Origin of the sequence: Arthrobacter sp. KBS0703 (genome assembly GCF_002008315.2) — a bacterium.
Taxonomy (GTDB): domain Bacteria; phylum Actinomycetota; class Actinomycetes; order Actinomycetales; family Micrococcaceae; genus Arthrobacter.
The window spans coordinates 4,360,609-4,384,266 of the sequence record NZ_MVDG02000001.1 but is presented as its reverse complement, the minus strand read 5'-3'; the positions used below and the strand labels follow the sequence as shown (position 1 = coordinate 4,384,266).

Here is a 23,658-nt window from a genome sequence, read left to right as displayed (position 1 = left end):
GCGGCCGGGCCGCGCCGGACGCTATGCGGCGGACCTCAGGTGGGCTGCCAGCCGGTCAAAGGCCTCGCCCCAGCCGCCGCCGTGGCCTGTCTCTTATACACATCTAGATGTGTATAAGAGACAGGGGTGAAGGTCATCCGGGTGCCGCCGGCCTCCTCCTCCAGCTTGATGGCCACTTCAGTCTCGTAGCCCCGCGTGCCGTCTTCGTTGTCCCAGGCGTAGGTGTATTCGAAGGTGGTGGGCGGTTCGATGCGTGTGTGGATGCCGCTCCACCAAAGCCGCTGGCCGGTCTCCTCCTGGACCATGCAGGCACGGTAGCGTCCGCCGACTTCGAAGTCGGCCTCGATGGTCTCGCGCGGGACGTGGAACCCGTGCGGCCCCCACCATGCCGGCGCCTGGTTGAGATCCGTCAGGGCCGACCACACGGTTTGAATGGGCGCCTCGAAGTGGCGGGTGATGACAAGCATCAACTCGTCCGGCGCCGTGGATGGCATTGGGGTCAGTTGCTCAGACATTTTGGTCTTCCTCCCTTTCCGTGGTCTGGATTCTCTTCAGGTGGGCATCGAGCTTGTCGAAGCTCATGTCCCAGAAGCGGCGGTACGTCTCCATCCACTGCGTGGCAGCGCCGAGCGGCGCGGCCTCGAGGCGGCTGGAGCGCCATTGCGCGTTGCGGCTGCGCGAGATCAGCCCGGCTGCCTCCAATACCTTCAGGTGGCGGGAGACGGCCGGGAGGCTGATCTCAAACGGCTCCGCGAGTTCGTTGACCGTGGCCTCCCCCTCGGCCAGGCGCGCCAGGATGGCGCGCCGCGTGGGGTCCGCCAGGGCAGCGAAGATCATGCTGAGCTGGTCGTTTGCCATTCATTGCCGGCCTGTCAGCGGTAGGTGGTGACGAAAGGTGTGCTGGTGGGAACGATCTGCTTGCCGAGGGGCATCAGCGACACCGGAATGAGCTTCAGGTTGGCGATGGCCAGCGGAATCCCGATGATGGTGACGGCCATCGCGAACGCCGTGACCACGTGGCCGATCGCGATCCAGATGCCGGCCACGAGGAGCCAGATCACGTTTCCCAACAGCGCGAAGACGCCGTTGCCTCCCGGCTTGTCCACCACCATGCGGCCGAACGGCCACAGCGTGTACGACGCGATCCTGAACGACGCGATGCCCCACGGAATGGTCACAATGAGGAGGCAGCAGATGACGCCGGCGGCAAAGTAGCCAACCGCCAGCCAGAGTCCGCCGAATACCAGCCAGATGATGTTGAGTATGGTCTTCATGAGTTAATTGTCCCCGCATCACTCTTCGGCCGCGTCCTCCCGAGCTCAGCGTCCAGCAGGGTGAAGGAACTCGCCCAGCCGTCGCGCGTCATGTCGGCGTACTCCTGGCTGTTGAAGCCGGACTGGGTCAGCCGTAGCAGCGTGCGCCCGCCGATGTCCTCAAACTCCAGCCGCAGACTCATGACGTGCGTTTGCCCCTCGGCAAGGTCCGAGTCCAACTGCGACGTCGCCAGGAGCCGCGGCGGATCGTATTCCTGGATGACCGAATCGATAGGCGATTCCTTGGGGACGCCGTCCTCCTCATAGACCATCACCATGCGCCACACGCCGCCGACCCGAGGCTCCACCTCGATGCGGTCCAGCGGAGTGTCCACGCCCTCCGGGCCGAACCAGGCGGACAGGGTTTGCGGGTCCATAAACGCCTTGAAGACCAGGTCCCGGGGAGCGTCGAATTCGCGCTCCATGGAAAGGGTGAAGGATTGGCGTTCCTGCTGCGTGCTCATGTCGGACTCCTGAATCTCATGCGGACTCATACGGGATGGCATCGGATTCGCCGGGATTCCGGCCCGCCAGCGGTTTAGGTGTTTAACCGATGCATTAATTAACGAACAAGTTAAATATCCCACCGCCGGGCATGGCGGTCAAGAGCAACTTCCTTAGGACTTCGCCGCGGTAACGAAGGCGCGGATCTTCGCCAGATCCTTGACTCCCCGGGAAAGTTCGACGCCGGAGGAGACGTCCACGCCCCAGGCGCCGGCAGCCCGGGCTGCTTCTGCGACGTTTGCCGGATCCAGGCCGCCGGCAAGGAGCCACTTACGCCCTTCGAGTCCCTTTGCGCGCACGGAGCCGTAGTCCCAGGCCTCGCCCGATCCGGGAACGGCGGCGTCGATCAGCAGCAGTTCCTCGCCCCAACTGGTGAACGCGTCCGGCGCGTCATCCATGGTGACTGCCCGGATGACCTTCATGCCGGCGTCGTGCGCTGTCTTGACGTCCCCGGGAGTGCGGGCGCCGTGGAGCTGGATCCAGTCCAGACCGGCGGCGCGGGCAATGGCCACGGCATCCGCGGCGGGCTCGTGGCGGAAAACGCCGACGGCGGCTACGCCGCCCGGAACCTCGCTGAGCAGCTTGGTGACCTGCGCCGGAGACACTGCCCGGGGACTGGCCGTCAGGACGAAACCCACCGCGTCCGCGCCAGCGTCCACTGCCTCGCGGATGGATTCAGGCGTACTCAGCCCGCACACTTTGACGAACATAAACCGGCTCCTTGTAGTTGAACTGTTCCCCAACGGCGTAGGAATGCTGTGCCGACTTTACGCGGGGCGGAAGGCGCGGGCAACGGCAAATGGAACCGGCCGCTGGAACAGGCGGCCGAGCAGGCGGCTGCCGCACAGCAGGGCCTGCCCGGGCTAGGCTGGGCGGATGGAGATCATCCGTTTCGCAGACCTCAGACCCCAACCCTGGCGGAACGGGGGCGGGGTCACCCGGGAGCTGGCCAGCCATCCCCTGGCCGCCTCTGCGCAGGACGGCGTGTGGGACTGGCGCGTCAGCATCGCCGACGTCTCCAAAGCCGGAGACTTCTCGGCCTTTCCGGGCATGGAGCGCGTGCTGACCGTGATCGACGGCGAGCTCCTGCTGCTGACCGTGGACGGCGGCGAACACCCGCTCGAGAAGTACCGGCCCTTCCGGTTCTCGGGCGAAGCTGCGACCTCAAGTGCCCTGCCCACCGGCGACATCCGCGACCTGAACGTCATCACCCGCACCGGAGCGTTCAAGGGCTACACCTCGATCGTGGAGCTCTCGAAAAAGCGGGCGCATCCCGTATTTGAGGGTCAGCTCGGCATATTGCTCCAGGGCCAGGCCACCGTCGCCGTCGCTGACACCGCAGCCGAACCCGCTGCCGAACCCGCCACGGCGCCGGGTGAACCGGAGGCACTCAACCGCTATGACGCCGTCGTCGGTTCAGACACGCAGACGCCCGAAATCCTGGGCCGCGGGTTCCTGGCCGTCGTGTCCATCGATCCGGTGGCAGGCTAGCCTACGCTTGCTTACCTGAGCCTTTCCACACTGGCCGCCCGGGACGCCCGAACCTAGACTCGGGCCATGACCAAGTCAAAGTTCAACGATCTCCTGTCCCTCCAGATCGGCAACGAATTCTCGGCCTCTCAGCAGTACGTGGCCGTGGCCGTCTGGTTCGCTAACCAGGACCTCCCCCAGTTGGCCAAGTACTTCTACCGGCAGTCGGTGGAGGAACGCAACCACGCCATGATGATGGTCCAGTACATGCTTGACCGTGACGTTCACGTGGAGATTCCCGGGGTACCCGCAGTCCGCAACGACTTCGCGTCCGTCACGGAACCGCTCGCCCTCGCGCTGCAGCAGGAAAAGGAAGTCACGCGCAGCATCGAAGGCCTGTTCCGCGCCGCCCGCGCCGAGGACGATGCCCTGGGTGAACAGTTCATGCTGTGGTTCCTAAAGGAGCAGGTGGAGGAGGTCGCCTCCATGACCACGCTGCTGAACATCGCCGAGCGCGCGGACAACCTCTTCGACATCGAGAACTTCATAGCCCGGGAAACCATCGGCGACGGCGGCCGTGATTCGTCCGGCCCGGAGGCCGCCGGCGGCGCCCTCTGACAGCGGGCAGTCCCTGACGGCCGGCGGCCTGCACCGAGCTCCGGTGAGCTTTGCCACCAACAGTGGCCGCCGCCGTCGGGCGTTGCTAGGCTGAGGACCAAGGTCCCGTTCGGCGGACCTCCGGACGACGGTTCAGTACCCGGACCGCGACAAGACTGGCCAAAGGATCTGTCATGTCGTGGTTAATCCTCATTTTCTCGGGCGCGCTCGAGGCCGTCTGGGCCGCAGCGCTGCACCGCGCGTCCCGCTCCTCGGGACGGCGCCGGATCGCGCCGATGGCCCTCTTCCTCGCGTCGGTCGCTGCCAGCACCGCCGGCCTTGCCGTCGCCATGCAGTCCATTCCCACCGGAACCGCGTACGCGGTGTGGGTCGGCGTGGGCGTGGTGCTGACCTCCGTCTATGCGATAGCGGCCAAGGTGGAACGGCCGACGGCGGGGCGCATCCTGCTGCTCGCCGGGATCGCCGCGTGCGTGGTTGGCCTGAAGGCGGTGGCATGATGCTTACGAAGCCTGCCACGGTCTGGATCATCCTGCTCGCCTCGGCCGTCCTGGAGGCCGTCTGGGCCACCGCACTGGGCCAGTCCGACGGCCTGACCCGGCCGCTGCCGACGGTTGTTTTCGCCGTGACCGCCGCGCTCAGCCTGCAAGGTCTGGGCATGGCGGTGAAGACCATCCCCCTCGGCACGGCCTACGCCGTCTGGGTGGGGATCGGCGCGGCCCTGACCGTCGGCTGGGCCATGGCCACCGGCGTCGAGCCCTTCAGCCTCCTCAAGGTGCTGTTCATCGCCGGGATCGTGGCCTGCGCCGCGGGACTCAAGATGCTGCCGGCCGGCCGCCCAAGCACCGGCACTGAACCTCCCCACCTTTGAGCGGCCCGGCGGGTCGCAGGGAAACGCCGAGGAATCCGGTTAGCCGGAAGCGATAACCGGTGAGATCCAGCGGCCGGCCCTGGAATGACTTGCCGGAATACCTGCCCGGCCTTCTTGGTTCTTGGCTGGGACGGTACTTCCCTGGAGATGGAGATTGAGATGACGAACAACTCGGCAGCATCGCTTCACCTGGGCGACGGCCTCCGCGTGAGTCCGCTTGGGTTCGGCGGAATGGCGCTCACCCCCGTGTACGGCGAGGTCGACCCGGCCGAGGCGCTCCGCACGCTGCAGCATGCGGTGGACGCGGGCATCAGCTTCATCGACACCGCGGACATTTACGGCGGCGGGAGCAACGAGGAGCTGATCGCCAAGCTGCTCAAGGACCGCCGCGGCGACGTCCAGCTGGCCACGAAGTTTTCCCTCGTGGGCACGCCGTCCACGGGCTACACCGATATCCGCGGGGACGCCGCGTACGTCAAGGAGGCGGCCGACCGCAGCCTCCGGCGGCTCGGCACCGACGTGATCGACCTCTACTACATGCACCGGCGGGACGTCCGTGTTCCCATCGCTGAGACGGTCGGGGCCATGGCCGAACTGGTGCAGGCGGGCAAGGTCCGCCATCTGGGCCTGTCCGAGGTGACGGCCAGTGAACTGCGCGACGCCGCGGCCATCCACCCCATCGCCGCGGTCCAGAGCGAATGGTCCATCTGGAGCCGTGACGTGGAACGGAACGTGGTTCCGGCCGCCGCGGAACTGGGTGTGGGGTTCGTGCCGTATTCGCCGCTCGGCCGTGGTTTCTTGACCGGAACGGTCGACGCATCCCGGCTGGGCGACAACGACTTCCGGCGCAACATTCCGCGCTTCGCCGAGGGAGCGTTGCACGCCAACGAAGGTGTCGTTGAGGCCGTGCGGTCCGTGGCTGCCGAGCTGGAAGCAACTCCGGCCCAAGTGGCCCTGGCCTGGCTGCTGGCCCACGGCAGGCGGCTCGGCCTGCCGGTGGTCCCGATTCCCGGCACCCGCAAAGCGCACCGCATCGACGAAAACCTGGGCGCCCTGTCGCTCGGGTTCAGTGCCGCTCAACTGGACGTGCTCGACGGCGCCGCGGACGCCGTCGTCGGCTCCCGGTCCGCCAATCCGCAGTGGGTGTCTCAGGGACGCGAGTAGGCCCGACATCCCGGACGTGGCCGGCCGCGCCGGCAACTGAACGCACAAAACCGCCGCTCCTCCGCATTCCGATACTGGAATCCGCGGTGGGCGCGGCGGCACTGTGCTCAGCGCACTGTCTTGGCTCGACGTGCCGTGTTGGCTCAGCTTCGTAGACTGAACCGCATGGACACGCTTATTCACTCACTCCGGGACATCACCATCCGCCGCATTTCGGTCAGCGAGATGGACAACAACGTGTATCTGCTCACCGCCAGGACGTCCGGTGCGCAGCTGCTGATCGACGCCGCTGACGATCTTCCTGCGATTCAGTCGATGCTCGCGAACGCCTCGGCAGACACCTCGGCGACGCCGAAGCTGGAGCTGGTGGCCACCACACACCAGCATTGGGACCATGTCAGGGCACTGCCCGGCCTGGTGGAGGCAACCGGGGCCCGGACTGCCGCGGGAACCGACGACGCGCCGGAACTTCCGGTGACGGTCGACGTACTGCTGGACCACGGGGACGTCGGCAACTTCGACGGCTTCGACGTGACGGCAGTGCATCTCCGCGGGCACACGCCGGGGTCCATTGCACTGGTTTACCAGGATCCGGAAGGCCCCGCCCACATCTTTTCCGGGGACTCGCTGTTCCCGGGCGGCGTGGGCAATACGCAGAACGATCCTGCGCGGTTCGCCCAGCTGCTCAGCGACGTGACCGAGCGGCTGTTCAACGTGTATCCGGACGACACCGTGGTGCATCCGGGCCACGGCAAGCCCACCACGCTGGGTGCGGAGCGCCCGCACCTGGCCGAGTGGCGGTCCCGCGGCTGGTGAGGGCTGCGCCTTTGCTCGCTGCGCATCGTGACTGGCGCGGCGGATCAGGGCTGGCGCTGCGGAAAATGACGGACGCTACGGGAATCCCCGTAGCGTCCGTCATTTTGACTAGCGGAAAACCGTAACCCTAGCGGCCGCGGCGTTCGTTCGATGCCGGAGCCGATGCGCGGCGGGGCCGCTGCGTGCCGGACGGCCTTCGCCGGAACGGCCGTTGCCGCCGCCGGCGTAGGAACCGCCCGAGGTGCCGCCGGTGTTGGAGGACCAAACAGCCTTGTTGCCGCCTGCAGCGCGCTGGCCGCCGGTGCTGCCGCCGCTGGTGCGTGCGCCGGTGTTGCCTCCGCCGGTGCCGGCAGGGGCTCCCGCGGCACGCTGGCCCGTTGCCGGACGTCCGCTGCGCTGGCCGCCGGTGGCCGGGCGGCCGGTGCCGCCACGGGGAGCATCGCTGCGGGTGACGCGGGATTCGGAACGTCCGTCCGAACCGCGGCCTGCCGATGAACGGCCGCCAGCCGCCGGAACGTCGTTGCGATGCGTGGACGCCGTGCCACGGCCACGGGCGTTGCGGCGTGCGGCTGCTGCTGCCTGGGCCCGGTCCTCGTTCTGCTCGATGACGCGGTCTGCGGCGTTGCGGGCTGCGGCCTGGCCTTCGTAGGCCACGGCGCGGCGCTCGGCACGGGGCAGGTCGGTGCGGGGAGCCTCGGCCGATACCCGGCCGCGTCCCCCGCGTCCGCCGCGGCCACCCGTGGTGGGTGCAGCCTGGCGGCGTGCGCGCTTGCGTTCTGCGTTGGCACCGGTGGAGGTGCCGCCGCCGTGCTGCGCAGCCTTGGCCGCGAGCAGTGCGGCGCGGGTGCGCGGATCAATTTTGTCGGCCATTTCGCCCACCAGTTCGGCGACCAGCGGCGAGTTGGCGGTGACGCGCTCGAAGTTGACCTCGACGCCGGCAGCCTTCATCAGCTTCTTGACGTCGGACTGCTGCTCGGGCAGGGTCAGCGTGACCACGGTTCCGTCCGAACCGGCACGTGCCGTACGGCCGGAGCGGTGCAGGTACGCCTTGTGCTCCGTGGGCGGGTCAACGTGGATGACCAGTTCGACGTCGTCCACGTGGACGCCGCGGGCGGCGACGTCGGTGGCCACCAGGACGCGGACCTCGCCGGAGGAGAACTCGGCCAGGTTGCGGTCACGGGCGTTCTGCGACAGGTTGCCGTGCAGGTCGACGGCGGGAATGCCGGCGTCGGTGAGGGTCTTGGCCAGCTTGCGGGCGTGGTGCTTGGTGCGCATGAAGAGCACGCGGCGGCCGGCGCCCGAGGCGAGCTCGACGATCAGCTGCTTCTTGATGGTCTGGTCGTTGACCACCAGAACGTGGTGTTCCATGGTGGTCACCGCGGCCTGCGGATCGTCCACCGAGTGGGTCAGCGGGTTGGACAGGTATCGCTGGACGATCTTGTCCACGCCGTTGTCCAGGGTGGCGGAGAACAGCAGACGCTGGCCCTGGGTGGGGGTCATGTCCATGAGCTTCTTGACCACGGGCAGGAATCCGAGGTCGGCCATGTGGTCGGCCTCGTCCAGCACGGTGACCTCAACGGCTTCGAGGGTCAGGATGCGCTGGCGGATGAGGTCCTCCAGGCGGCCCGGGCAGGCGATGACGATGTCGACGCCGGCGCGCAGGGCCTTCTCCTGGCGCGCCTGGGAGATGCCGCCGTAGATCACGGTGGTGTTCAGGCCCATGGCCTTGGCCATCGGTTCGATGGTGGCGTTGATCTGCGTGGCCAGTTCACGGGTGGGTGCAAGGACCAGGCCCATGGGACGGCCGGGCTTGCGGAAATGCTTGGCTTCGCGCTCGGCGAGGCGGGCAACCAGCGGGATGGCGAAGGCGATGGTCTTGCCGGAGCCGGTGCGGCCACGGCCCAGGACGTCGCGCCCGGCCAGGGTGTCCGGGAGGGTCTTGACCTGGATGGGGAACGGTTCAACAATTCCCTGGGCTGTCAGGGTGTCGGCAAGCGCCTTGGGCGTGCCGAGGGCAGCGAAAGTAGTCATGTGTTTTATCAGGGTCTTTCGGGCGGTATCCAAGCGGATATCGGCCCCCGATGCCGGTTGGCTCAGGGGGTCGCCGAGGAAAAGTCAGGTGATCAACCGGCCGGCATAATGCGGCTGGGACCAAATAGCGTTCATCGACGCAGGATGTGCCTCTCACATGAAAAAAGCCCACTCCCCACAAGGACGGGTCCGTTGCGGGATTCCGGTTGATGGACCGGAACAAAGTGGGCATCACTGCACATCAAGTTCCACCAGTCTAGCATCAGCCGCCCCCGCTCCCTTCATCCGCCCCGCCACCGGCCCGCTCACCGCCCCGGGCCGGCCAACCGCCGCCCCGGACCGTGACGAACATTACATCGGACATCGGGCGACATTTGAGGCTGTCATGCTGAACATATGTCGACCACCTCCGCGGCGGCCCGCAGCCCGGCTGACAGCCACGGCCCTGACTGGGCACAGTCCGCACATCCCGCCTACGCAGGGAGAATGCCCTTTCCCGCGTCGGGGCACCGGGACCTTCGCGGGCGATGGCGCGAATGGTGCGGACGGCCGGCGCCTCCGGATAACAGCCCGCGGGGCAGTCCGCCCGCCCTAGTCTTAACCCATCCCCAAATTGTTAGTTCCGTCACATTGCTGGCGGATCAACGCGGCCGGCAGTGCGCCTCGTGCAATTGCCGGCACCTGTGACAAGGAAGAAGACTTAATGTCTGAACGCACCACCACCGTTCCCGTTCAATCCCCCACAGAAACTGCCGCAGCCGGCAAGGGCGAGCACCTCGCCCGGGCCCTGAGCAACCGCCACATCCAGCTCCTGGCCATCGGCGGCGCAATCGGCACCGGGCTCTTCATGGGCTCCGGCAAGACCATCTCCCTGGCCGGGCCTTCCGTGATCTTCGTGTACATGATCATCGGCTTCATGCTGTTCTTCGTCATGCGCGCCATGGGCGAGATCCTGCTCTCCAACCTGAACTACAAGTCCTTCAGCGATTTCGCGGGCGACCTCCTGGGTCCCTGGGCCGGATTCTTCACGGGCTGGTCCTACTGGTTCTTCTGGGTGGTGACGGGCGTGGCCGACATCGTGGCGATCGCCGGCTACGTCGACAAGCTGGCCCCCGGCACGCCCCTGTGGATTCCCGCGCTGATTACGCCAGTGGTCCTGATCCTGCTGAACCTTCCCACGGTCAAGGCCTTCGGCGAAGCGGAGTTCTGGTTTGCGATCATCAAGGTGGTGGCGATCATCGCCCTGATCGCCACCGGCGTCATCATGATCGCCACCCACTTCACCTCGCCCAGCGGCGCGGTGGCCAGCCTTGCCAACATCTGGAACGACGGCGGGATGTTCCCGCACGGGATGTTCGGCTTCATCCTCGGCTTCCAGATCGCCATCTTCGCCTTCGCCGGCATCGAACTGGTCGGCACGGCGGCAGCTGAAACCAAGGACCCCGAAAAGAACCTCCCCCGGGCCATCAACTCCATTCCCATCCGCGTCCTGCTCTTCTACGTCGGCGCACTCGTGGTCATCATGGCCGTCAACCCCTGGCGTAGCATCGACCCCGCCAGCAGCCCGTTCATCGGCATGTTCACCCTTGCCGGCCTGGGGATCGCCGCCGTGGTCATCAACCTGGTGGTCCTGACGTCCGCCGCGTCCAGCGCCAACTCCGGCATCTACTCAACCTCGCGCATGGTCTACGGCCTGGCCCAGGACGGCAACGCCCCGAAATCCTTCGGCAAGCTGAGCGTCCGCAAGGTCCCGCAGAACGCCCTCCTGTTCTCCTGCATCTTCCTGCTGGCCGGGCTGGTCCTGCTGTACGCGGGCGACTCCGTGATCGGCGCCTTCACCGTGGTCACCTCAGTGGCGTCCGTCCTCACCATGTTCGTCTGGTCCATGATCCTGGTCAGCTACATCGCGTTCCGCCGCCGGCGCCCGGAACTGCACGCGTCGTCGTCGTTCAAGATGCCCGGCGGTTCCTTCATGCCGTACGTCGTCCTGGCGTTCTTCGTGTTCATGCTCGTGGCCTTGGCCCAGGCTGACGACACGCGGCTCGCCCTGGTGGTTGCCCCGCTGTGGTTCCTGCTGTTGGGCGCGGCCTGGTACTTCAACCGCCAGACACCCCTGCAGCAGGCCCGGATCGCGGAATGGACGGCGGACTCCACCGCCCGCGCCGCGTCGCCCGCGGCCAAGGCCTAGCTTCCAGAAACCCAAACCACAAGCCGCGCGGCGGAACACTCCGGTGTTCCGCGGCGCGGCTTCGTTGTTGTCCGCGTCCGCGTCCGCGTCCACGGTGAGGAAGGTGTTAAACGGAAATTACATGGCCCGCCGGGCGCTGTAACAACCGCGGCGAAGGATGGACACGTGGCCGGCCGACAACCGGTGCAGCATCCCCCGCCGAAAGGATCTGACCGTGACCTTGAAGAACCTCTTCCTCCAGGGCATCTTCCCCTTCGACGGAGCCGGCCTGGAAAAGCCGGTGCCCATCCACAGCCAGCTCTCGCACTACGTTCCCGACGGCGTGATCAACCAGACGCTGTATTTCCGGGGCGGCAACTCCTCCGCCGAGCTGGTCACAGTGGTGCTGATGCGGGACGGTGTGCCCATGCGGTACTTCCCCATCGGGGCCAAGGGCGACGTCCACGTTCCGCTCCGGGTGGTGGAGGACATCGACGGCGGTTCGCTGATCGAGCTCAGGCTCCTGGCGGACACCGGAGTCAGCGGCGCCGTGGTGATTGACATGGGCATGGTGGAACACTGATGACCGCGCTGGCCGGCCGGGCCTCCCGGACCAAAACCGTTGATTCCCGCCGTCGGCTGGTGGTGATCGGCAACGGCATGGCGGGCGCGCGCGCCGTCGAGGAGATCCTGGCCCGCGGCGGGGCGGTGCAGTACCGGATCACCATGTTCGGTGACGAGCCTTACGGGAACTACAACCGGATCATGCTCAGCCACGTCCTCTCCGGCGAGGAGGACACCGGCAACATCTTTCTCAATTCGCTGGCCTGGTACCAGGAAAACGACATCACGCTGCACGCCGGCGTCCGGGTGGACAGGATCGACCGTTTCGCCAAGCTGGTGTTTTCCGACAACGGCCGGGCCACCCCGTACGACGTCCTGGTCATCGCCACCGGCAGCCGCTCGCACCGGCCGCCCATGGACGGCATGTACACGCCGGGCGGGCGGCTGCTGCCCGGGATCTTCGCGTTCCGCACCATCGACGACACCACGGGCATGGTGTCGTACGCCCAGCAGGACAACAATCACCGCGCCGTGGTGATCGGCGGCGGGCTTTTGGGACTGGAGGCCGCGCGCGGGCTGCAAAGCCACGACATCGACGTGGAGGTGGTCCACTCCGGCGGGCATCTGATGAACGCGCAGATGGGGCCCGACGGCGGGGCGGTGCTGCGCCGCAGCGTGGAAGCCCTCGGCATCACGGTCCACACGGGCAGCCGGACCACGGCCGTGCTGGGCGCGGACAAGGTCCGCGGCGTCCGGCTGCGGGACAGGCCGGACATCGAATGCGACATGGTGGTGATGGCCGCCGGCATCCGGCCCAACGTGGACGTCGCCGTCACGAGCGGCCTGCCCGTGGAGCGCGCCATCGTGGTGGACGACCAGATGCGCGTGCCCGACGAGGACGAGATCTACGCGGTGGGAGAGTGTGTTCAGCACCGCGGCGAGGTGTACGGCCTGGTGGCGCCGCTGTGGGAGCAGGCCGCCGTGCTGGCCGACCACGTCACCGGCGCCAATCCGAAAGCGGCCTACCTGGGTTCCCGGACCGCCACCAAACTCAAGGTGGCCGGCGTCGATGTCGCCTCCATGGGGCTGCAGGCTCCCGAACGGGACACCGATGAACACGTGGTCTTTTCGGAGCCGAGCCGCGGGGTCTTCAAGTCCATCGTGATCCGGGACAGCAAGATCGTGGGCGCCACGCTGCTCGGGGACAGCCGCAAAGTGGCATATCTGACGCAGGCGTTCGACCGCGGCCTGCCGCTGCCCGATGAACGCGTTGCGCTGCTGTTCGACATCGGCGGCCCGGGCGAAGAAGCGGGAGTGGCCGAACTGGACGGCGACGCGCAGGTCTGCAACTGCAACGGCGTCAGCAAGCAGGCGCTGGTGGATACGGTGGCCGGTGGCTGCACCACGCTGGGCGGAGTCATGGAGGCCACTCGGGCGGGCAAGGGCTGCGGTTCGTGCAAGCTGCTGGTCCGGCAGGTAGTGGAGTGGGCCGCCGACGGCGCCGTGGAGGAGGAGCCCGCGGCGGCGTACTACGTTCCGGGCGTGCCGCTGGAGAAGGCCGCGCTGATGGCGGCCATCCGCGAGCGGGGGCTGCGGTCCGTGTCCGCGGTGTTCGCCGCGCTGGCCCCGGGCGGCGCCGAGGACGCGAAATCCAAGATGGGCCTGGCCTCGCTGCTCAAGATGATGTGGGCCGGCGAGTACATTGACGAGCGCGACGCCCGGTTCGTCAACGACCGCGTCCACGCCAATATCCAGCGCGACGGCACGTTCTCCGTGGTGCCGCAGATGAAGGGCGGCGTGACGTCACCGGAGCAGCTCCGCCGGATCGCCGACGTCGCGGACAAGTACAAGATCCCCATGGTGAAGCTGACCGGCGGGCAGCGGATTGACCTGCTGGGTGTTCCCAAGGAAAACCTGCCGAAGGTCTGGGCCGATCTCGACATGCCCTCCGGCTACGCGTACGGCAAGAGCTTCCGCACGGTGAAGACCTGCGTGGGGCAGGAGTACTGCCGCTTCGGCACGGGTGATTCCACCAGGCTGGGCATCGAGATCGAGTCGCGCTTCCAGGGCATCGAGTCGCCGGCGAAGCTGAAGCTGGCCGTGTCCGGCTGCCCGCGGAACTGCGCCGAGTCGCTGGTCAAGGACGTGGGGGTGGTGGCAGTGGACGGCGGCCGCTGGGAGATCTATGTGGGCGGGGCGGCCGGCGCGCACATCCGGAAGGGCGACCTGCTGGCCACGGTGGACGGCCCCGAGACCGTGAAGCTGCTGGCGGGCCGGTTCATGCAGTACTACCGCGAGCGCGCCAACTGGCTGGAACGGACCTACGCGTTCGTGCCGCGGGTGGGGATCGAGCACCTGCGGGCAGTGATTGTGGACGACGCGGAAGGCCTGGCCGCGCAGCTGGACGCCGCCATGCAGGACTCGGTGGACGCCTACGTTGACCCGTGGACTGAACGCGACGACCCCTTCACGCCCGGCCAGTTCCGCACCTCGCTCCCCCTTGAGGTCCTCCCCCAGGTGCCGGTCCGATGAGCACCGACCTGAGCCCCGGACAGGGCGCCGGCCAGGGCGCCGGCCAGGGCACCGGCCAGGGCGCCGGCCTGCACCACCTTGGCCCGCTGGACCAGGTTCCCGTGGGCGAGGGCCGCGCGTTTGGGGTGGCGGGCGAGCAGATCGCGGTGTTCCGCCTCCGGGACGGTTCGCTCCGCGCCGTCTCCGCCATCTGTCCGCACAAGGGCGGCCCGATCGCCGACGGCACCATCGACCAGGCAGTGGTGATGTGCCCGCTGCACCAGCACGCCTTTGAGCTGGATACCGGATGCTCCACCACCGGCGCCGGCCCGCTGCGCAGCTATCCGGTGTTCGCGGACGGGAACCGGAACATCGTCCTGCAGCTGCCCTGATACACCCCCAACTAGGTAGCAGCTCGCGCCGTTCCAGCCCCTGAAAACGACGTGTGCTGCGACCTAGTTGGGCCAGGGATTCTGTGGCAGGGTATCCCCATGGACTACACCGCAGATCCGCGTGTGGACGCCTACATCGATGCGCTGCCCCAGTGGCAGCAGGCCGTGTGCCGGGAGGTCCGCGAGCTGGTCCACGCCGCCGATCCGGAGGTGGCGGAAACCATCAAGCGCACCCGCCAGCCCTACTTCGAGCTCCAGGGAAACATCTGCGCGCTTCTCGCCGCCAAGGACCACGTCAACGTTTTCCTCTACGACGGCGGGCTGACCCCTGACCCGGAGCACCTCATCACCGGAGGGCACGAGAACAAGACGGGCCGCACGGTGGCCTTCTCCGAAGGCGAGTCGATCAACGCCCCGGCGCTGACCGACATGTTCAGGTCCATCATCGCCACCAACCGCGCCGGCGGCTGGCGCAGGATTAAGAAGGACCAATAGCCATGACCGACCACCAGCACTCCCCCGAAGGTCAGGCCGCAGCGGGCCGCGCCAAAGAAGGGCACGACAGCGCCGCGCAGCTTTGGGACGAAATGTACCGGAGCCGGACCCGGGTGTGGAGCGGCCGGCCCAACCCGCAGCTCGTCGCCGAAGCCGCCGGCCTCGCACCCGGAACCGCGCTGGACGTCGGCTGCGGCGAAGGCGCGGACGCCCTCTGGCTCGCGGAGCACGGCTGGACGGTGACCGCGGTGGATGTGTCCGCCGTCGCGCTGGAACGGGCGGCCGCCCACGCGGCAGACTCAAGGTCCGGCCACCGCGTCACGTGGCTGCAGCGGAACCTGGAAACATGGGTACCCGAGGAGCGGTTCGACCTCGTCTCCGCACAATTCCTGCACTCCACGGAAATGCCCTGGCAGCGGTCACACCGGATTGCCGCGGACGCCGTGCGGCCGGGCGGGACGCTGCTTGTGGTGGGGCACCACCCGGACGGCCTGCCGCCGTGGGCCAGGCATGCAGCGGGCAGCCACGACACCGACAGCCACCTGGGAACGCAGAGGTATTTCACCGCTGAGCAGCTGGTGGCCGAACTCGGCATCGCGCCGCCTGAGTGGAGCGTGGAGGTGGCGGAAAGCCGGGAACGGGAAGCCACCGGCCCCGACGGGCAGGTGGCCATCCTCGCCGACGCCGTCCTCCGCGCCACCCGGCTGAAGGCCGCCGACTAAAAGCCGATCTCCCCTAAATGCCGACGCTAGGAGTGTGGATCCATGGCAAGGCTTGTCGCTGAAATGACGATGTCCCTGGACGGCTACATCGCCCTCCCGGACGACTCCGTGAACGGCCTCTTCGACTGGTACAGCAACGGGCCGGTGGCCGTGCCCACCGCCCGGCCGGACATGACCTGGCACGTCACGGAGGCGAGCGCAGAGCACCTGCGCCGCACCATGTCCACCGCGGGCGCCCTGCTGGTGGGCCGCAGGATTTTCGACATCACGCACGGCTGGGACGGGCAGCACCCCATCAGCTGCCCCATCGTGGTGCTCAGCCACTCCGTTCCGGACGGCTGGCCCCGCGAGGGAATCCCGTACACGTTCGTCACCACCGGGTTCGCCGACGCGGTCAAGGCCGCGACGGCGCTCGCCGGCGACAAGGATGTGGGCCTGGCCGGTCCCGACGTCATCCGGCAGGCCATCGACGCCGGGCTCGTGGACGAGATCCGGGTCAACCTGGCGCCCTGGCTGCTGGGCGAGGGGATCCGCTTTTTCGACAACCTCGCCGCGGCGCCGGTGAAACTGGAGCAGACCAGGGCGATCCAGGGCGACGCCGTCACCCACCTCTACTACAGGGTCCTGCCGCGCCTCTGAAACGCCGGTGCCAGCCCGCAAACGCCGGCGCCGGTCCCCGGCCCGAGCCTCAGTCCGCAACCCGCGGCGCGATGGCGACCCCGGCTGCGGCGATCACCGCCGTCAGGGCGAAGACCCCGGCGAAGGAGGCCGCCGTTGTCGTCAGCGCGGTGAACACGATCCCGGTGGTGGCGAGCGCAAGGGCCCCGCCGAGGGAATCGGAGATGGACATCGCCGAGCTGTTGAAGCCTTCCGTGTCCGGCGTGGAGAGGGCGAGGGTCATGACGCTCAGCCGCGGGTACATCAGTCCCATGCCGCCGCCGGCGAGTATCCAGCCGAAGATCGCGACGGCGGCCGGCCAGGCGAAGGCTGTGGTCACCAGGGCCAGGACGATCGCGGCGAACACCAGCAGCGCGCCGATCCGGACCGCGACGGGACTGCCCAGCCGCCCGCCGAGGCGCCCCTGGATCCCGGAGGCCGCGGCCCAGGCGAGCGCGCCGCCGGTAAGGGTGAGGCCGGCGAACGTGGGCGAGAAAGCGTAGCGTTCCACGAGCAGGTAGGGCAGGTAGACCTCGGCCCCGAAGAAGGCGGCGGACGCGAGCCCGCGGGTGAGGATCACGCTGGGCAGCCCGCGGCGGGCGGTCAGGGTCCCCGCGGCACCAGCGGCCTGACGGCCAGCAGCGCAACCACGACGGCGGCCCCCGCCACGAGCGGACCGGCCACCGGTATCCCGGAGGACAGGTTCAGCCCCAGCACGGCCAGCGCGGCGAGCGCAGCCCAGGCCAGCCGCCCGATGGCCCACGGTGCCGCCGGTCCTCGGGGCCGGACCGGACCCTGCGCAGCGCCGGAACCAGCATGGCCAGCGCCGGCAGCACAAGCACCACGACGCCGAGGAACACCCAGTGCCAGCTCGCCAGCTGCGCCACGAGCCCGGCGGCGAACGGGCCCACGAGGGACGGATGACCCAAGCGGCGGAGAAGGCGGCGAAGATCTTGGCGTGCAGGACGGCAGGATAGGCGCGGGCCACCACCACGTACAGGGCCACGGTCATGGCGCCGCCGCCCAGCCCCTGGACCAGGCGGCCCGCCACCAGGACGGCCATGCTTCCGGCCGTGCCCGCCACCAGCAGGCCCAGGGCAAAGACGGCAACCGAGACATACAGCGGCGCCACGGGGCCGCGGCGGTCGGACCAGTTCCCGGCGCCCACCATGCCGATCACGCCGGTGGCCAGCGGACCCGCGAAGGCGAGCGCGTACAGGGCGGCTCCGCCGAGCTCGCGGCTCACCACCGGCATGATGGTGGTCACGGCAAGGGATTCAAAAGCCGCCAGGAACACCAGCGCGCACGCGCCAACGGTCACCAGGAGGTAGGGGCGCTGGAGGATCCCGGCGGCTGGCGGGGCGGGAAGCGGCGGGGCGGATTCGTGCACGGCGGCCTGATCGGTAGTCATGGACGCAACCGTAAAACCTCAACTAAGGTTGAGGTCAAGGCTGCGCCTCGGGGAGGGGCGGGCGGTCATAGGGCTGGTCACGGGCGGCGGTCACGGTAGGCGACGGTGCCGGCCGGCGCCGTCGCTGGAGCTAGGGGGACAGCATGCCACACGAGGCGGGCGCAACGCACCCGGCCCTGACCATCGGCGAGCTGTCAGCGCGGAGCGGCGTGGCGCCGTCGGCCCTTCATTTCTACGAACGCAACGGGCTCATCAGCTCGGAACGTACCCCGGGCAACCAGCGCCGCTACGGCCGGGACATGCTGCGCCGGGTGGCGTTCATCCGCGTCTCGCAGCGCGTGGGAATTCCGCTCAAGGACATCCGCACGGCATTGGATTCGCTGCCGGAGGGCCGCACTCCCACCAAGCGCGACTGGTCCAGGCTCTCGCGGCTGTGGCGCTCGGAACTGGACGCCCGCATCGAGGCCCTGCATCACCTGCGGCAGGACCTGGACGGGTGCATCGGCTGCGGCTGCCTCAGCCTCAAGGCCTGCCGGCTGCAGAATCCGGCCGATGAACTCGGCACCGGCGGTTCCGGTCCGCGCCGCTGGGAACCCGCCCCCGGCCTGTCTCTTATACACATCTAGATGTGTATAAGAGACAGCCCCGCCGCGGCCGCCCCACGCCCCACGCCCCCTCCCAAGTAGGTAGCAGCACACGCGGTACCCGGCGCTGAGAAGCGCGTCAGCTGCTACCCAGTTGGGCGGATCCGGCAGCAACGACGACGGCGCCGCTCGCCGTCGAGTCCGGGTTCAGGATCCAGCCCACCCGCTTGACGGTTGTCAGCATGACGACGCTTTCGACCAGTTCGATGCCGGGGACCTTCTGCTGCAGGGCAAGTTCGGCATCCATCACGTCGGCCAGGGTCTGGAGCCACATGATGATCACGAAGTTCGTAGGCCCCGTGGTTGAGGCGCTCAGCCGCACGTTCCGGATGGTCCGGAGGGCGGCCGCGGCGGCTTCGTGCTGCCCGGCCGGGACGTTGACGAACCACTGGCACGTCACGGGAAAGGCCGAATACCTTTGCGCAATCTCGCACCGCATGGACAGGATCCCGCTGGCCAGCACGCGGTTCAGCTGCCGCTGGACCGTTGCCGGGCTGCGGCCGAGCGCACGAGCGATGTCGGCCGCAGTCGCACGCCCGTCCTTGGCGAGGAACGGCAGCAGGGCCAGGTGGCTCGCGGGCAGCGGCGCCTGCACGGCGTCGGGACGCTCGGGCTCCGCGGGCCCGGGTTTCGCGAGTGCCCTGAAGGATGCCTGCTGCACACGGCTCAGCACGTTCAGCCGCCAGGAATCACCACCGGCGTGCAGCCTCGTGCACAGTGACGTCTGGTATTTGAGCAGGCCGTCAATGTCCTTCAGCCGGGAGACCACGTTGGTGCTGAACTCCTCCAGCGATCCCGTGATGACGGTCAGCATGAGGTCCCGGTTGCTTGCGGCCTCTTCCACCGTGACGATCTCCGGCATCGCGGCGAGCCGGGCCGTGACGTCCTCCCGGCGGTTCATCTCGCAGTCCACGGCCACGAACGCGAGGCACATCTGTTTCGGGTCACCGATCAGGTGCGCCGTGATCCAGGAGGCGCCGGCCGCCCGCAGCCGCTCCCACCGGGCCGCGAGCGTGGTGGCGTGGACGCCTAGGATCTCGGCGGCGTCGGCCCAACTCACCCGCGGTGCGATCTGCAGGGCATGGATGAGCGCAAGGTCCTCCTCGCTGAGTTCCACGGCGATCCCTCCGTTCTGCGCGAATCCTGCGCATTCAGCACCCTATATGCATTTTTCCAGCACTTTGGCGGGCTGTGAAGTAGGCCACTTCAGAATAGACCCACAACGCCGGAACCACAGACGAGGAGTACACGTGCCGATTGCCGCAGACGCCCGGGAGATGCAGGGCGATATTGCCCGGCTCCGCCACGACCTGCACCGGGAGCCGGAGATCGGCCTCCACTTGCCGCGGACCCAGGAAAGGTCCTGCAGGCCCTGGACGGCCTGCCGTACGAAATCACGCTGGGCAAGGACACGACGTCGGTCACCGCCGTCCTGCGCGGCGGGGCGACGGGCGGCGCCGCGAACGTGACGCCGGGCAGCGCCCCGGCGGTGCTCCTCCGCGCCGACATGGACGGGCTGCCCGTCCAGGAGAAGACCGGGGTGGACTACACCTCCACGGTCGACGGCGCCATGCACGCGTGCGGCCACGACCTCCACACGTCCATGCTCGCCGGCGCGGCCACGCTCCTCGCGGAACGCCGGCACCGGCTGTCTCTTATACACATCTAGATGTGTATAAGAGACAGGTGCTGATGTTCCAGCCGGGCGAGGAGGGCTTCGACGGCGCCAGCTACATGATCCGGGAAGGCGTGCTGGATGCCTCCGGCCGGCGCGTGGACGCCGCCTACGGCATGCACGTGTTTTCCTCCCTTGAGCCGCACGGCACGTTCTGCACCAAGCCGGGCGTCATGCTCAGCGCCTCGGACGGCCTGGTTGTCACGGTGCTGGGCGCCGGCGGCCACGGCTCCACCCCGCACGCGGCCAAGGACCCCGTCACCGCGGCCGCGGAAATGGTGACCGCCCTGCAGGTCATGGTCACCCGCCAGTTCAACATGTTTGATCCCGTGGTCCTGTCCGTGGGCGTGCTGCAGGCCGGCACCAAGCGCAACGTCATCCCGGAGACCGCCCGCATCGAGGCCACCATCCGGACCTTCTCCGACGAATCCCGGCAGCGGATGATGGACTCCGTGCCCCGGCTGCTCCAGGGAATCGCGGCCGCGCACGGCCTCGACGTCCACGTGGACTACCAGCAGGAGTATCCGCTCACCATCACGGACGAGGCCGAGACGCACACTGCGGAAAACGTCATCGCCAGGCTCTTCGGCGAATCGAGGCTGTCGCGGTGGGCCACCCCGCTGGGCGGCTCGGAGGACTTCTCCCGCGTTCTCGCCGAGGTGCCGGGCACGTTCATCGGCCTGAGCGCTGTGCCTCCCGGCACAGACCACGCCACCTCGCCGTTCAACCACTCACCGTACGCAACGTTCGACGACGGCGTGCTGGCTGACGGGGCCGCTCTCTATGCGGAACTCGCCATCTCGCGCCTGGCATCACTGGCCGCCCAGGCCCCCGCATCCACTGCAACCGCCGCTTCCTAGCCCACCCACCACAGGGAGAAATCCATGACCGCCATCATCAACCCGCAGCGCGCGGACCGGATGTCCACCGGGAAGACCATCGTCGGCACCGGCATCGGCAACGCCGTCGAGTGGTACGACTGGGCCATCTACGCGACCTTCACGCCCTTCATCGCCAGCCAGCTCTTCAGCAAGTCGGATCCCGCATCAGCCGTGCTGTCCACCCTGGCGATTTTCGCCGTCGGCTTCGTGGCCCGCCCGTTCGGCGGGTTCCTCTTCGGCTGGATCGGCGACAGGGTGGGCCGCAAGGCCTCCATGACGCTCGCCGTCGGGCTCGCCTCGCTGGGAAGCCTGATGATCGGCGTCGCGCCGACGTTCGCCGCGGTCGGCGCGTGGGCGTCGCTCATGCTGCTGGTGGCCCGGCTGGTGCAGGGCCTGGCCCACGGCGGTGAGCTGCCGTCGTCGCAGACCTATCTCTCGGAGATGGCGCCCAGGGAGCACCGCGGATTCTGGGCCACGCTGATCTACACGTCCGGCACCGTGGGCATCCTGTTCGGCACGCTGCTGGGCGCCGTCCTGAACATGGCGCTGAGCACCGAGGTCATGAACGCCTGGGGCTGGCGGATCCCATTCCTGATCGGCGCCGCGATGGGCCTGTACGCGCTGATCATGCGCTCGAAGCTGCACGAGACGGACGTCTTCGAGGGGGAGACCGCCACGGAGAAGCGCGCGCCCATCTGGCCGCAGATTGTCCGATACCGCAAGCAGGCCCTGCAGGTGATCGGCCTGACGGTTGGCCTCACCGTGATCTATTACATCTGGGGCGTGGTGGCCCCCAGCTATGCCACAACCGCGTTGAAGATTGACCGCGGAGAAGCACTGTGGGCCGGCGTCATCGGCAACATCGTGTTCATTGCCGCCTTGCCGTTCTGGGGCAAGCTCTCAGACCGGATCGGCCGCAAGAAGGTGCTGTGGGCCGGGGCCATCGGAGCCGCCGTCATGCACTTCCCCATGACCTGGCTGCTGAAGGACTCTGCCTGGCAGCTGGCGGTGAGCATGTCCGTGATGCTCATCTTCATCGCCGCGAGCGCCGCCATTGTGCCCGCCGTCTACGCGGAGCTGTTCCCCACGAGCATCCGGACCGTGGGCGTGGGCGTGCCGTATTCCATCTGCGTGGCGCTGTTCGGCGGGACCGCTCCGTACCTGCAGCAGTGGCTCGGCACCACACTCCAGCTGCCCAACCTGTTCAACGTGTACGCGGTGGCGCTGCTGGCCGTGAGCGCGGTGTTCATCTTCACCATTCCCGAGACCAAGGGCAAGGACCTGACGCGCTGACCCGTCCCGTCCGGCCCGGCCCGGCCCGGCCCGGTTGAGCTATCAGTTGTTGCTGTTCTGGAGGCTCAGAACAGCAACAACTGATAGCTCAACGCGTTGGTGGAGGGGCGCGGCGTGCAGTCAGCCGCCGATGTAGCGGTTCCGGCCCGCGCGGTACCCGAAGACCGCGGCCAGCGCGCCCACCCCCAGGAACAGCACCCCGGCGGCCGCAAACGATCCCGTGGCCTGGTGCAGCTGGCCCACCATGAGCGTTCCGGTGGAGCCCAGCCCGTAGCCCACGCCCTGCATCATGCCGGAGAGGTGGGCGGCGGTGTGGCCGTCGCGGGTGCGGAGCATGATCATGGTCAGGGCTACGGCCGTGAGGCTGCCCTGCCCCAGCCCCAGCAGCCCGGTCCACAGCCAGATCAGCTCCGGCGGACCGAAGATGCTCAGCGCGAAGCCGCCCCCGGTCATGAGCGCCACCACCGTGTTGATCACCCGCTGGTCCCGGAACCGCGCGGCGAGGGCGGGGGCGAAGAGCGAGCCGAGCATCTGCAGCACGATCGACGCCGACACGATCAGGCCGGCCGTGCCGCCGTCCACGGCGCGCTCGCGCAGGATCGGCGCCAGCCAGGCAAAAACGCTGAAGGACATCATGGCCTGCAGCACCATGAAAATCGTGACCTGCCAGGCAACGGCGGAACGCCACACGTTCACGCCGTCCCGGACGGCCTGGTGCCGCCCGTGCCGTTGCCGCGCGGCAACCGGGAGGAACAGCAACAGCACCACGGCGGCCGGCGCCGCCCAGAACCACAGCGCCGAAGCCCAGTGCCCGGTCGCGGTGAAGACGGGGTAGGTGAACCCGGCGCCCAGGGCTGCGGAGGCGCAAATGGCGGTGGTGTACAGGCCGCCCATCAGTCCCAGCCGGTGCGGAAAGTCGCGTTTCACGAGCCCGGGCAGCAGCACGTTGCAGAGCGCGATCGCCGCGCCGCACGCTGCCGTTCCGGCGAGCAGGGCCGGCAGATGGCCGGCGCCGGGGACGTCCGTGGGGCGGAGGAGGAGGCCGGCGGTCAGGACAGCCATCGCGCCGAACAGCACGCGCTCGGCGCCGAACCGGCGCGCCAGGACCGGGGCGAGCGGCGCAAACACCCCGAGCAGTGTCACCGGCACGGTGGTGAGCACCACCACCGCCCAGCCCGGCAGGCCGACGTCGGCCGTCACCTCCGGAAGCACGGCCGAAAAGCTGGAGAACACCGTCCGCAGGTTCAGCCCGATCAGCACCAGGCACAGTCCGAGGTACACCAGCGCTCGGCGGCTGCCGACGCGGGTGGGCCCGGCCGCCGGAACGTCGTCGATCTCGGCGTCTACAAGGGCGGACAGCGACGGGGCCGAGACAGACGGGACTTCCGTGCGGGGCGTGCTGGCGGACCGCGGAATTTCAGTAGGCGTCACAGTGCCCATTCTGGCAGGACGCCGCGCAGTC

The 23,658-nt window shown here is 68.3% G+C and carries 22 protein-coding genes, 3 pseudogenes and 1 riboswitch; of the genes and pseudogenes, 16 read left to right on the top strand and 9 right to left on the bottom strand.

Features of this window, described 5'->3' with window-relative positions; translation table 11 throughout:
• Positions 1 to 35: 35 nt before the first annotated feature.
• The 5 genes from B1A87_RS20335 to B1A87_RS20315 form a co-directional block, all read right to left on the bottom strand.
• Complete coding sequence (locus B1A87_RS20335) at positions 36 to 515, bottom strand: SRPBCC domain-containing protein (RefSeq protein WP_144275902.1); 480 nt, start codon at positions 513 to 515, stop codon at positions 36 to 38.
• Complete coding sequence (locus B1A87_RS20330; RefSeq protein ID WP_078027041.1) at positions 508 to 858, bottom strand: helix-turn-helix transcriptional regulator; 351 nt, start codon at positions 856 to 858, stop codon at positions 508 to 510. The genes B1A87_RS20335 and B1A87_RS20330 overlap by 8 nt, the downstream gene beginning before the upstream one ends.
• 14 nt (positions 859 to 872) lie before the next feature.
• Positions 873 to 1,274, bottom strand: a complete 402-nt coding sequence (locus B1A87_RS20325; protein ID WP_078027040.1) for a YccF domain-containing protein — start codon at positions 1,272 to 1,274, stop codon at positions 873 to 875.
• Complete coding sequence (locus B1A87_RS20320) at positions 1,271 to 1,777, bottom strand: SRPBCC domain-containing protein (RefSeq protein ID WP_185982377.1); 507 nt, start codon at positions 1,775 to 1,777, stop codon at positions 1,271 to 1,273. The genes B1A87_RS20325 and B1A87_RS20320 overlap by 4 nt, the downstream gene beginning before the upstream one ends.
• A 153-nt stretch (positions 1,778 to 1,930) precedes the next feature.
• Entirely contained in the window at positions 1,931 to 2,527 is a 597-nt protein-coding gene (locus B1A87_RS20315) for a phosphoribosylanthranilate isomerase (protein WP_078027038.1), read from the bottom strand.
• A gap of 166 nt (positions 2,528 to 2,693) precedes the next feature.
• On the opposite strand from B1A87_RS20315, the gene B1A87_RS20310 reads away from it, so the two are divergent.
• The 6 genes from B1A87_RS20310 (at position 2,694) to B1A87_RS20285 (ending at position 6,753) form a co-directional block, all read left to right on the top strand.
• Positions 2,694 to 3,308: a HutD family protein gene (locus tag B1A87_RS20310; RefSeq protein ID WP_078027037.1), complete on the top strand. Its 615-nt coding sequence runs from the start codon at positions 2,694 to 2,696 to the stop codon at positions 3,306 to 3,308.
• Positions 3,309 to 3,374: 66 nt separating this feature from the next.
• Positions 3,375 to 3,905 carry a ferritin gene (locus B1A87_RS20305; protein ID WP_078027036.1) on the top strand — a complete coding sequence of 177 codons (531 nt, stop codon included), beginning with the start codon at positions 3,375 to 3,377 and terminating at the stop codon, positions 3,903 to 3,905.
• Between the two features lie 97 nt (positions 3,906 to 4,002).
• Positions 4,003 to 4,069, top strand: a riboswitch (guanidine-III (ykkC-III) riboswitch).
• Positions 4,070 to 4,078: 9 nt separating this feature from the next.
• Positions 4,079 to 4,402 (top strand): multidrug efflux SMR transporter, encoded by a 324-nt coding sequence (locus tag B1A87_RS20300; protein ID WP_078027035.1) that lies wholly within the window; start codon positions 4,079 to 4,081, stop codon positions 4,400 to 4,402.
• Positions 4,402 to 4,773 (top strand): multidrug efflux SMR transporter, encoded by a 372-nt coding sequence (locus B1A87_RS20295; RefSeq protein WP_078027103.1) that lies wholly within the window; start codon positions 4,402 to 4,404, stop codon positions 4,771 to 4,773. The genes B1A87_RS20300 and B1A87_RS20295 overlap by 1 nt, the downstream gene beginning before the upstream one ends.
• A gap of 159 nt (positions 4,774 to 4,932) precedes the next feature.
• A complete protein-coding gene (locus tag B1A87_RS20290; protein WP_078027102.1) occupies positions 4,933 to 5,937 on the top strand; it encodes an aldo/keto reductase in 1,005 nt (334 codons plus the stop codon).
• Between the two features lie 165 nt (positions 5,938 to 6,102).
• On the top strand, positions 6,103 to 6,753 hold the full coding sequence (locus B1A87_RS20285) for an MBL fold metallo-hydrolase (RefSeq protein ID WP_078027034.1): 651 nt from the start codon (positions 6,103 to 6,105) through the stop codon (positions 6,751 to 6,753).
• A gap of 127 nt (positions 6,754 to 6,880) precedes the next feature.
• Here the strand turns inward: B1A87_RS20285 and B1A87_RS20280 are convergent.
• Positions 6,881 to 8,784, bottom strand: a pseudogene (locus B1A87_RS20280) (DEAD/DEAH box helicase).
• Positions 8,785 to 9,487: 703 nt separating this feature from the next.
• Here B1A87_RS20280 and cycA point away from each other — a divergent pair.
• From cycA to B1A87_RS20245, 7 genes are all read left to right on the top strand, one after another.
• Positions 9,488 to 10,972, top strand: a complete 1,485-nt coding sequence (gene cycA, locus B1A87_RS20275; RefSeq protein ID WP_078027032.1) for a D-serine/D-alanine/glycine transporter — start codon at positions 9,488 to 9,490, stop codon at positions 10,970 to 10,972.
• A 214-nt stretch (positions 10,973 to 11,186) separates the two neighbouring features.
• Positions 11,187 to 11,534: a molybdopterin oxidoreductase gene (locus tag B1A87_RS20270; protein WP_078027101.1), complete on the top strand. Its 348-nt coding sequence runs from the start codon at positions 11,187 to 11,189 to the stop codon at positions 11,532 to 11,534.
• Entirely contained in the window at positions 11,534 to 14,047 is a 2,514-nt protein-coding gene (gene nirB / locus B1A87_RS20265; protein ID WP_078027031.1) for a nitrite reductase large subunit NirB, read from the top strand. Before B1A87_RS20270 ends, nirB begins: the two co-directional genes overlap by 1 nt.
• Positions 14,044 to 14,418 carry a Rieske 2Fe-2S domain-containing protein gene (locus B1A87_RS20260; RefSeq protein WP_078027030.1) on the top strand — a complete coding sequence of 125 codons (375 nt, stop codon included), beginning with the start codon at positions 14,044 to 14,046 and terminating at the stop codon, positions 14,416 to 14,418. Before nirB ends, B1A87_RS20260 begins: the two co-directional genes overlap by 4 nt.
• Before the next feature lie 99 nt (positions 14,419 to 14,517).
• Complete coding sequence (locus B1A87_RS20255; RefSeq protein WP_078027029.1) at positions 14,518 to 14,913, top strand: DUF1801 domain-containing protein; 396 nt, start codon at positions 14,518 to 14,520, stop codon at positions 14,911 to 14,913.
• Between the two features lie 2 nt (positions 14,914 to 14,915).
• Positions 14,916 to 15,635, top strand: a complete 720-nt coding sequence (locus B1A87_RS20250; protein ID WP_078027028.1) for a cyclopropane-fatty-acyl-phospholipid synthase family protein — start codon at positions 14,916 to 14,918, stop codon at positions 15,633 to 15,635.
• A gap of 42 nt (positions 15,636 to 15,677) precedes the next feature.
• A complete protein-coding gene (locus B1A87_RS20245; RefSeq protein ID WP_078027027.1) occupies positions 15,678 to 16,274 on the top strand; it encodes a dihydrofolate reductase family protein in 597 nt (198 codons plus the stop codon).
• A gap of 49 nt (positions 16,275 to 16,323) precedes the next feature.
• On the opposite strand, the pseudogene B1A87_RS20240 reads toward B1A87_RS20245, so the two are convergent.
• Positions 16,324 to 17,703: pseudogene (locus B1A87_RS20240) on the bottom strand (MFS transporter).
• 143 nt (positions 17,704 to 17,846) lie between these two features.
• Here B1A87_RS20240 and soxR point away from each other — a divergent pair.
• On the top strand, positions 17,847 to 18,329 hold the full coding sequence (gene soxR, locus B1A87_RS20235; RefSeq protein ID WP_144275901.1) for a redox-sensitive transcriptional activator SoxR: 483 nt from the start codon (positions 17,847 to 17,849) through the stop codon (positions 18,327 to 18,329).
• 97 nt (positions 18,330 to 18,426) lie between these two features.
• On the opposite strand, the gene B1A87_RS20230 is transcribed toward soxR, so the two are convergent.
• Positions 18,427 to 19,464, bottom strand: a complete 1,038-nt coding sequence (locus tag B1A87_RS20230) for an Lrp/AsnC family transcriptional regulator (protein WP_078027024.1) — start codon at positions 19,462 to 19,464, stop codon at positions 18,427 to 18,429.
• A 133-nt stretch (positions 19,465 to 19,597) separates the two neighbouring features.
• Here B1A87_RS20230 and B1A87_RS20225 point away from each other — a divergent pair.
• Both B1A87_RS20225 and B1A87_RS20220 read left to right on the top strand, forming a co-directional pair.
• A pseudogene (locus tag B1A87_RS20225) lies at positions 19,598 to 20,882 on the top strand (M20 family metallopeptidase).
• Between the two features lie 24 nt (positions 20,883 to 20,906).
• Positions 20,907 to 22,196: an MFS transporter gene (locus B1A87_RS20220; RefSeq protein WP_078027022.1), complete on the top strand. Its 1,290-nt coding sequence runs from the start codon at positions 20,907 to 20,909 to the stop codon at positions 22,194 to 22,196.
• A 120-nt stretch (positions 22,197 to 22,316) separates the two neighbouring features.
• Here the strand turns inward: B1A87_RS20220 and B1A87_RS20215 are convergent, their stop codons facing one another.
• Positions 22,317 to 23,636 carry an MFS transporter gene (locus B1A87_RS20215; protein ID WP_395940261.1) on the bottom strand — a complete coding sequence of 440 codons (1,320 nt, stop codon included), beginning with the start codon at positions 23,634 to 23,636 and terminating at the stop codon, positions 22,317 to 22,319.
• Positions 23,637 to 23,658: the final 22 nt, after the last annotated feature.

What these genes read in the sequence shown, in the direction of transcription:
- B1A87_RS20330 (WP_078027041.1), bottom strand. Translation starts at nt 858, where the DNA reads ATGGCAAACGACCAGCTCAGCATGATCTTCGCTGCCCTGGCGGACCCC.
- B1A87_RS20260 (WP_078027030.1), top strand. Translation starts at nt 14,044, where the DNA reads ATGAGCACCGACCTGAGCCCCGGACAGGGCGCCGGCCAGGGCGCCGGC.
- B1A87_RS20220 (WP_078027022.1), top strand. Translation starts at nt 20,907, where the DNA reads ATGACCGCCATCATCAACCCGCAGCGCGCGGACCGGATGTCCACCGGG.
- B1A87_RS20285 (WP_078027034.1), top strand. Translation starts at nt 6,103, where the DNA reads ATGGACACGCTTATTCACTCACTCCGGGACATCACCATCCGCCGCATT.
- B1A87_RS20295 (WP_078027103.1), top strand. Translation starts at nt 4,402, where the DNA reads ATGCTTACGAAGCCTGCCACGGTCTGGATCATCCTGCTCGCCTCGGCC.
- B1A87_RS20310 (WP_078027037.1), top strand. Translation starts at nt 2,694, where the DNA reads ATGGAGATCATCCGTTTCGCAGACCTCAGACCCCAACCCTGGCGGAAC.
- B1A87_RS20325 (WP_078027040.1), bottom strand. Translation starts at nt 1,274, where the DNA reads ATGAAGACCATACTCAACATCATCTGGCTGGTATTCGGCGGACTCTGG.
- cycA (WP_078027032.1), top strand. Translation starts at nt 9,488, where the DNA reads ATGTCTGAACGCACCACCACCGTTCCCGTTCAATCCCCCACAGAAACT.
- B1A87_RS20300 (WP_078027035.1), top strand. Translation starts at nt 4,079, where the DNA reads ATGTCGTGGTTAATCCTCATTTTCTCGGGCGCGCTCGAGGCCGTCTGG.
- soxR (WP_144275901.1), top strand. Translation starts at nt 17,847, where the DNA reads ATGCCACACGAGGCGGGCGCAACGCACCCGGCCCTGACCATCGGCGAG.
- nirB (WP_078027031.1), top strand. Translation starts at nt 11,534, where the DNA reads ATGACCGCGCTGGCCGGCCGGGCCTCCCGGACCAAAACCGTTGATTCC.
- B1A87_RS20305 (WP_078027036.1), top strand. Translation starts at nt 3,375, where the DNA reads ATGACCAAGTCAAAGTTCAACGATCTCCTGTCCCTCCAGATCGGCAAC.
- B1A87_RS20250 (WP_078027028.1), top strand. Translation starts at nt 14,916, where the DNA reads ATGACCGACCACCAGCACTCCCCCGAAGGTCAGGCCGCAGCGGGCCGC.
- B1A87_RS20315 (WP_078027038.1), bottom strand. Translation starts at nt 2,527, where the DNA reads ATGTTCGTCAAAGTGTGCGGGCTGAGTACGCCTGAATCCATCCGCGAG.
- B1A87_RS20320 (WP_185982377.1), bottom strand. Translation starts at nt 1,777, where the DNA reads ATGAGCACGCAGCAGGAACGCCAATCCTTCACCCTTTCCATGGAGCGC.
- B1A87_RS20335 (WP_144275902.1), bottom strand. Translation starts at nt 515, where the DNA reads ATGTCTGAGCAACTGACCCCAATGCCATCCACGGCGCCGGACGAGTTG.
- B1A87_RS20255 (WP_078027029.1), top strand. Translation starts at nt 14,518, where the DNA reads ATGGACTACACCGCAGATCCGCGTGTGGACGCCTACATCGATGCGCTG.
- B1A87_RS20290 (WP_078027102.1), top strand. Translation starts at nt 4,933, where the DNA reads ATGACGAACAACTCGGCAGCATCGCTTCACCTGGGCGACGGCCTCCGC.
- B1A87_RS20245 (WP_078027027.1), top strand. Translation starts at nt 15,678, where the DNA reads ATGGCAAGGCTTGTCGCTGAAATGACGATGTCCCTGGACGGCTACATC.
- B1A87_RS20215 (WP_395940261.1), bottom strand. Translation starts at nt 23,636, where the DNA reads ATGGGCACTGTGACGCCTACTGAAATTCCGCGGTCCGCCAGCACGCCC.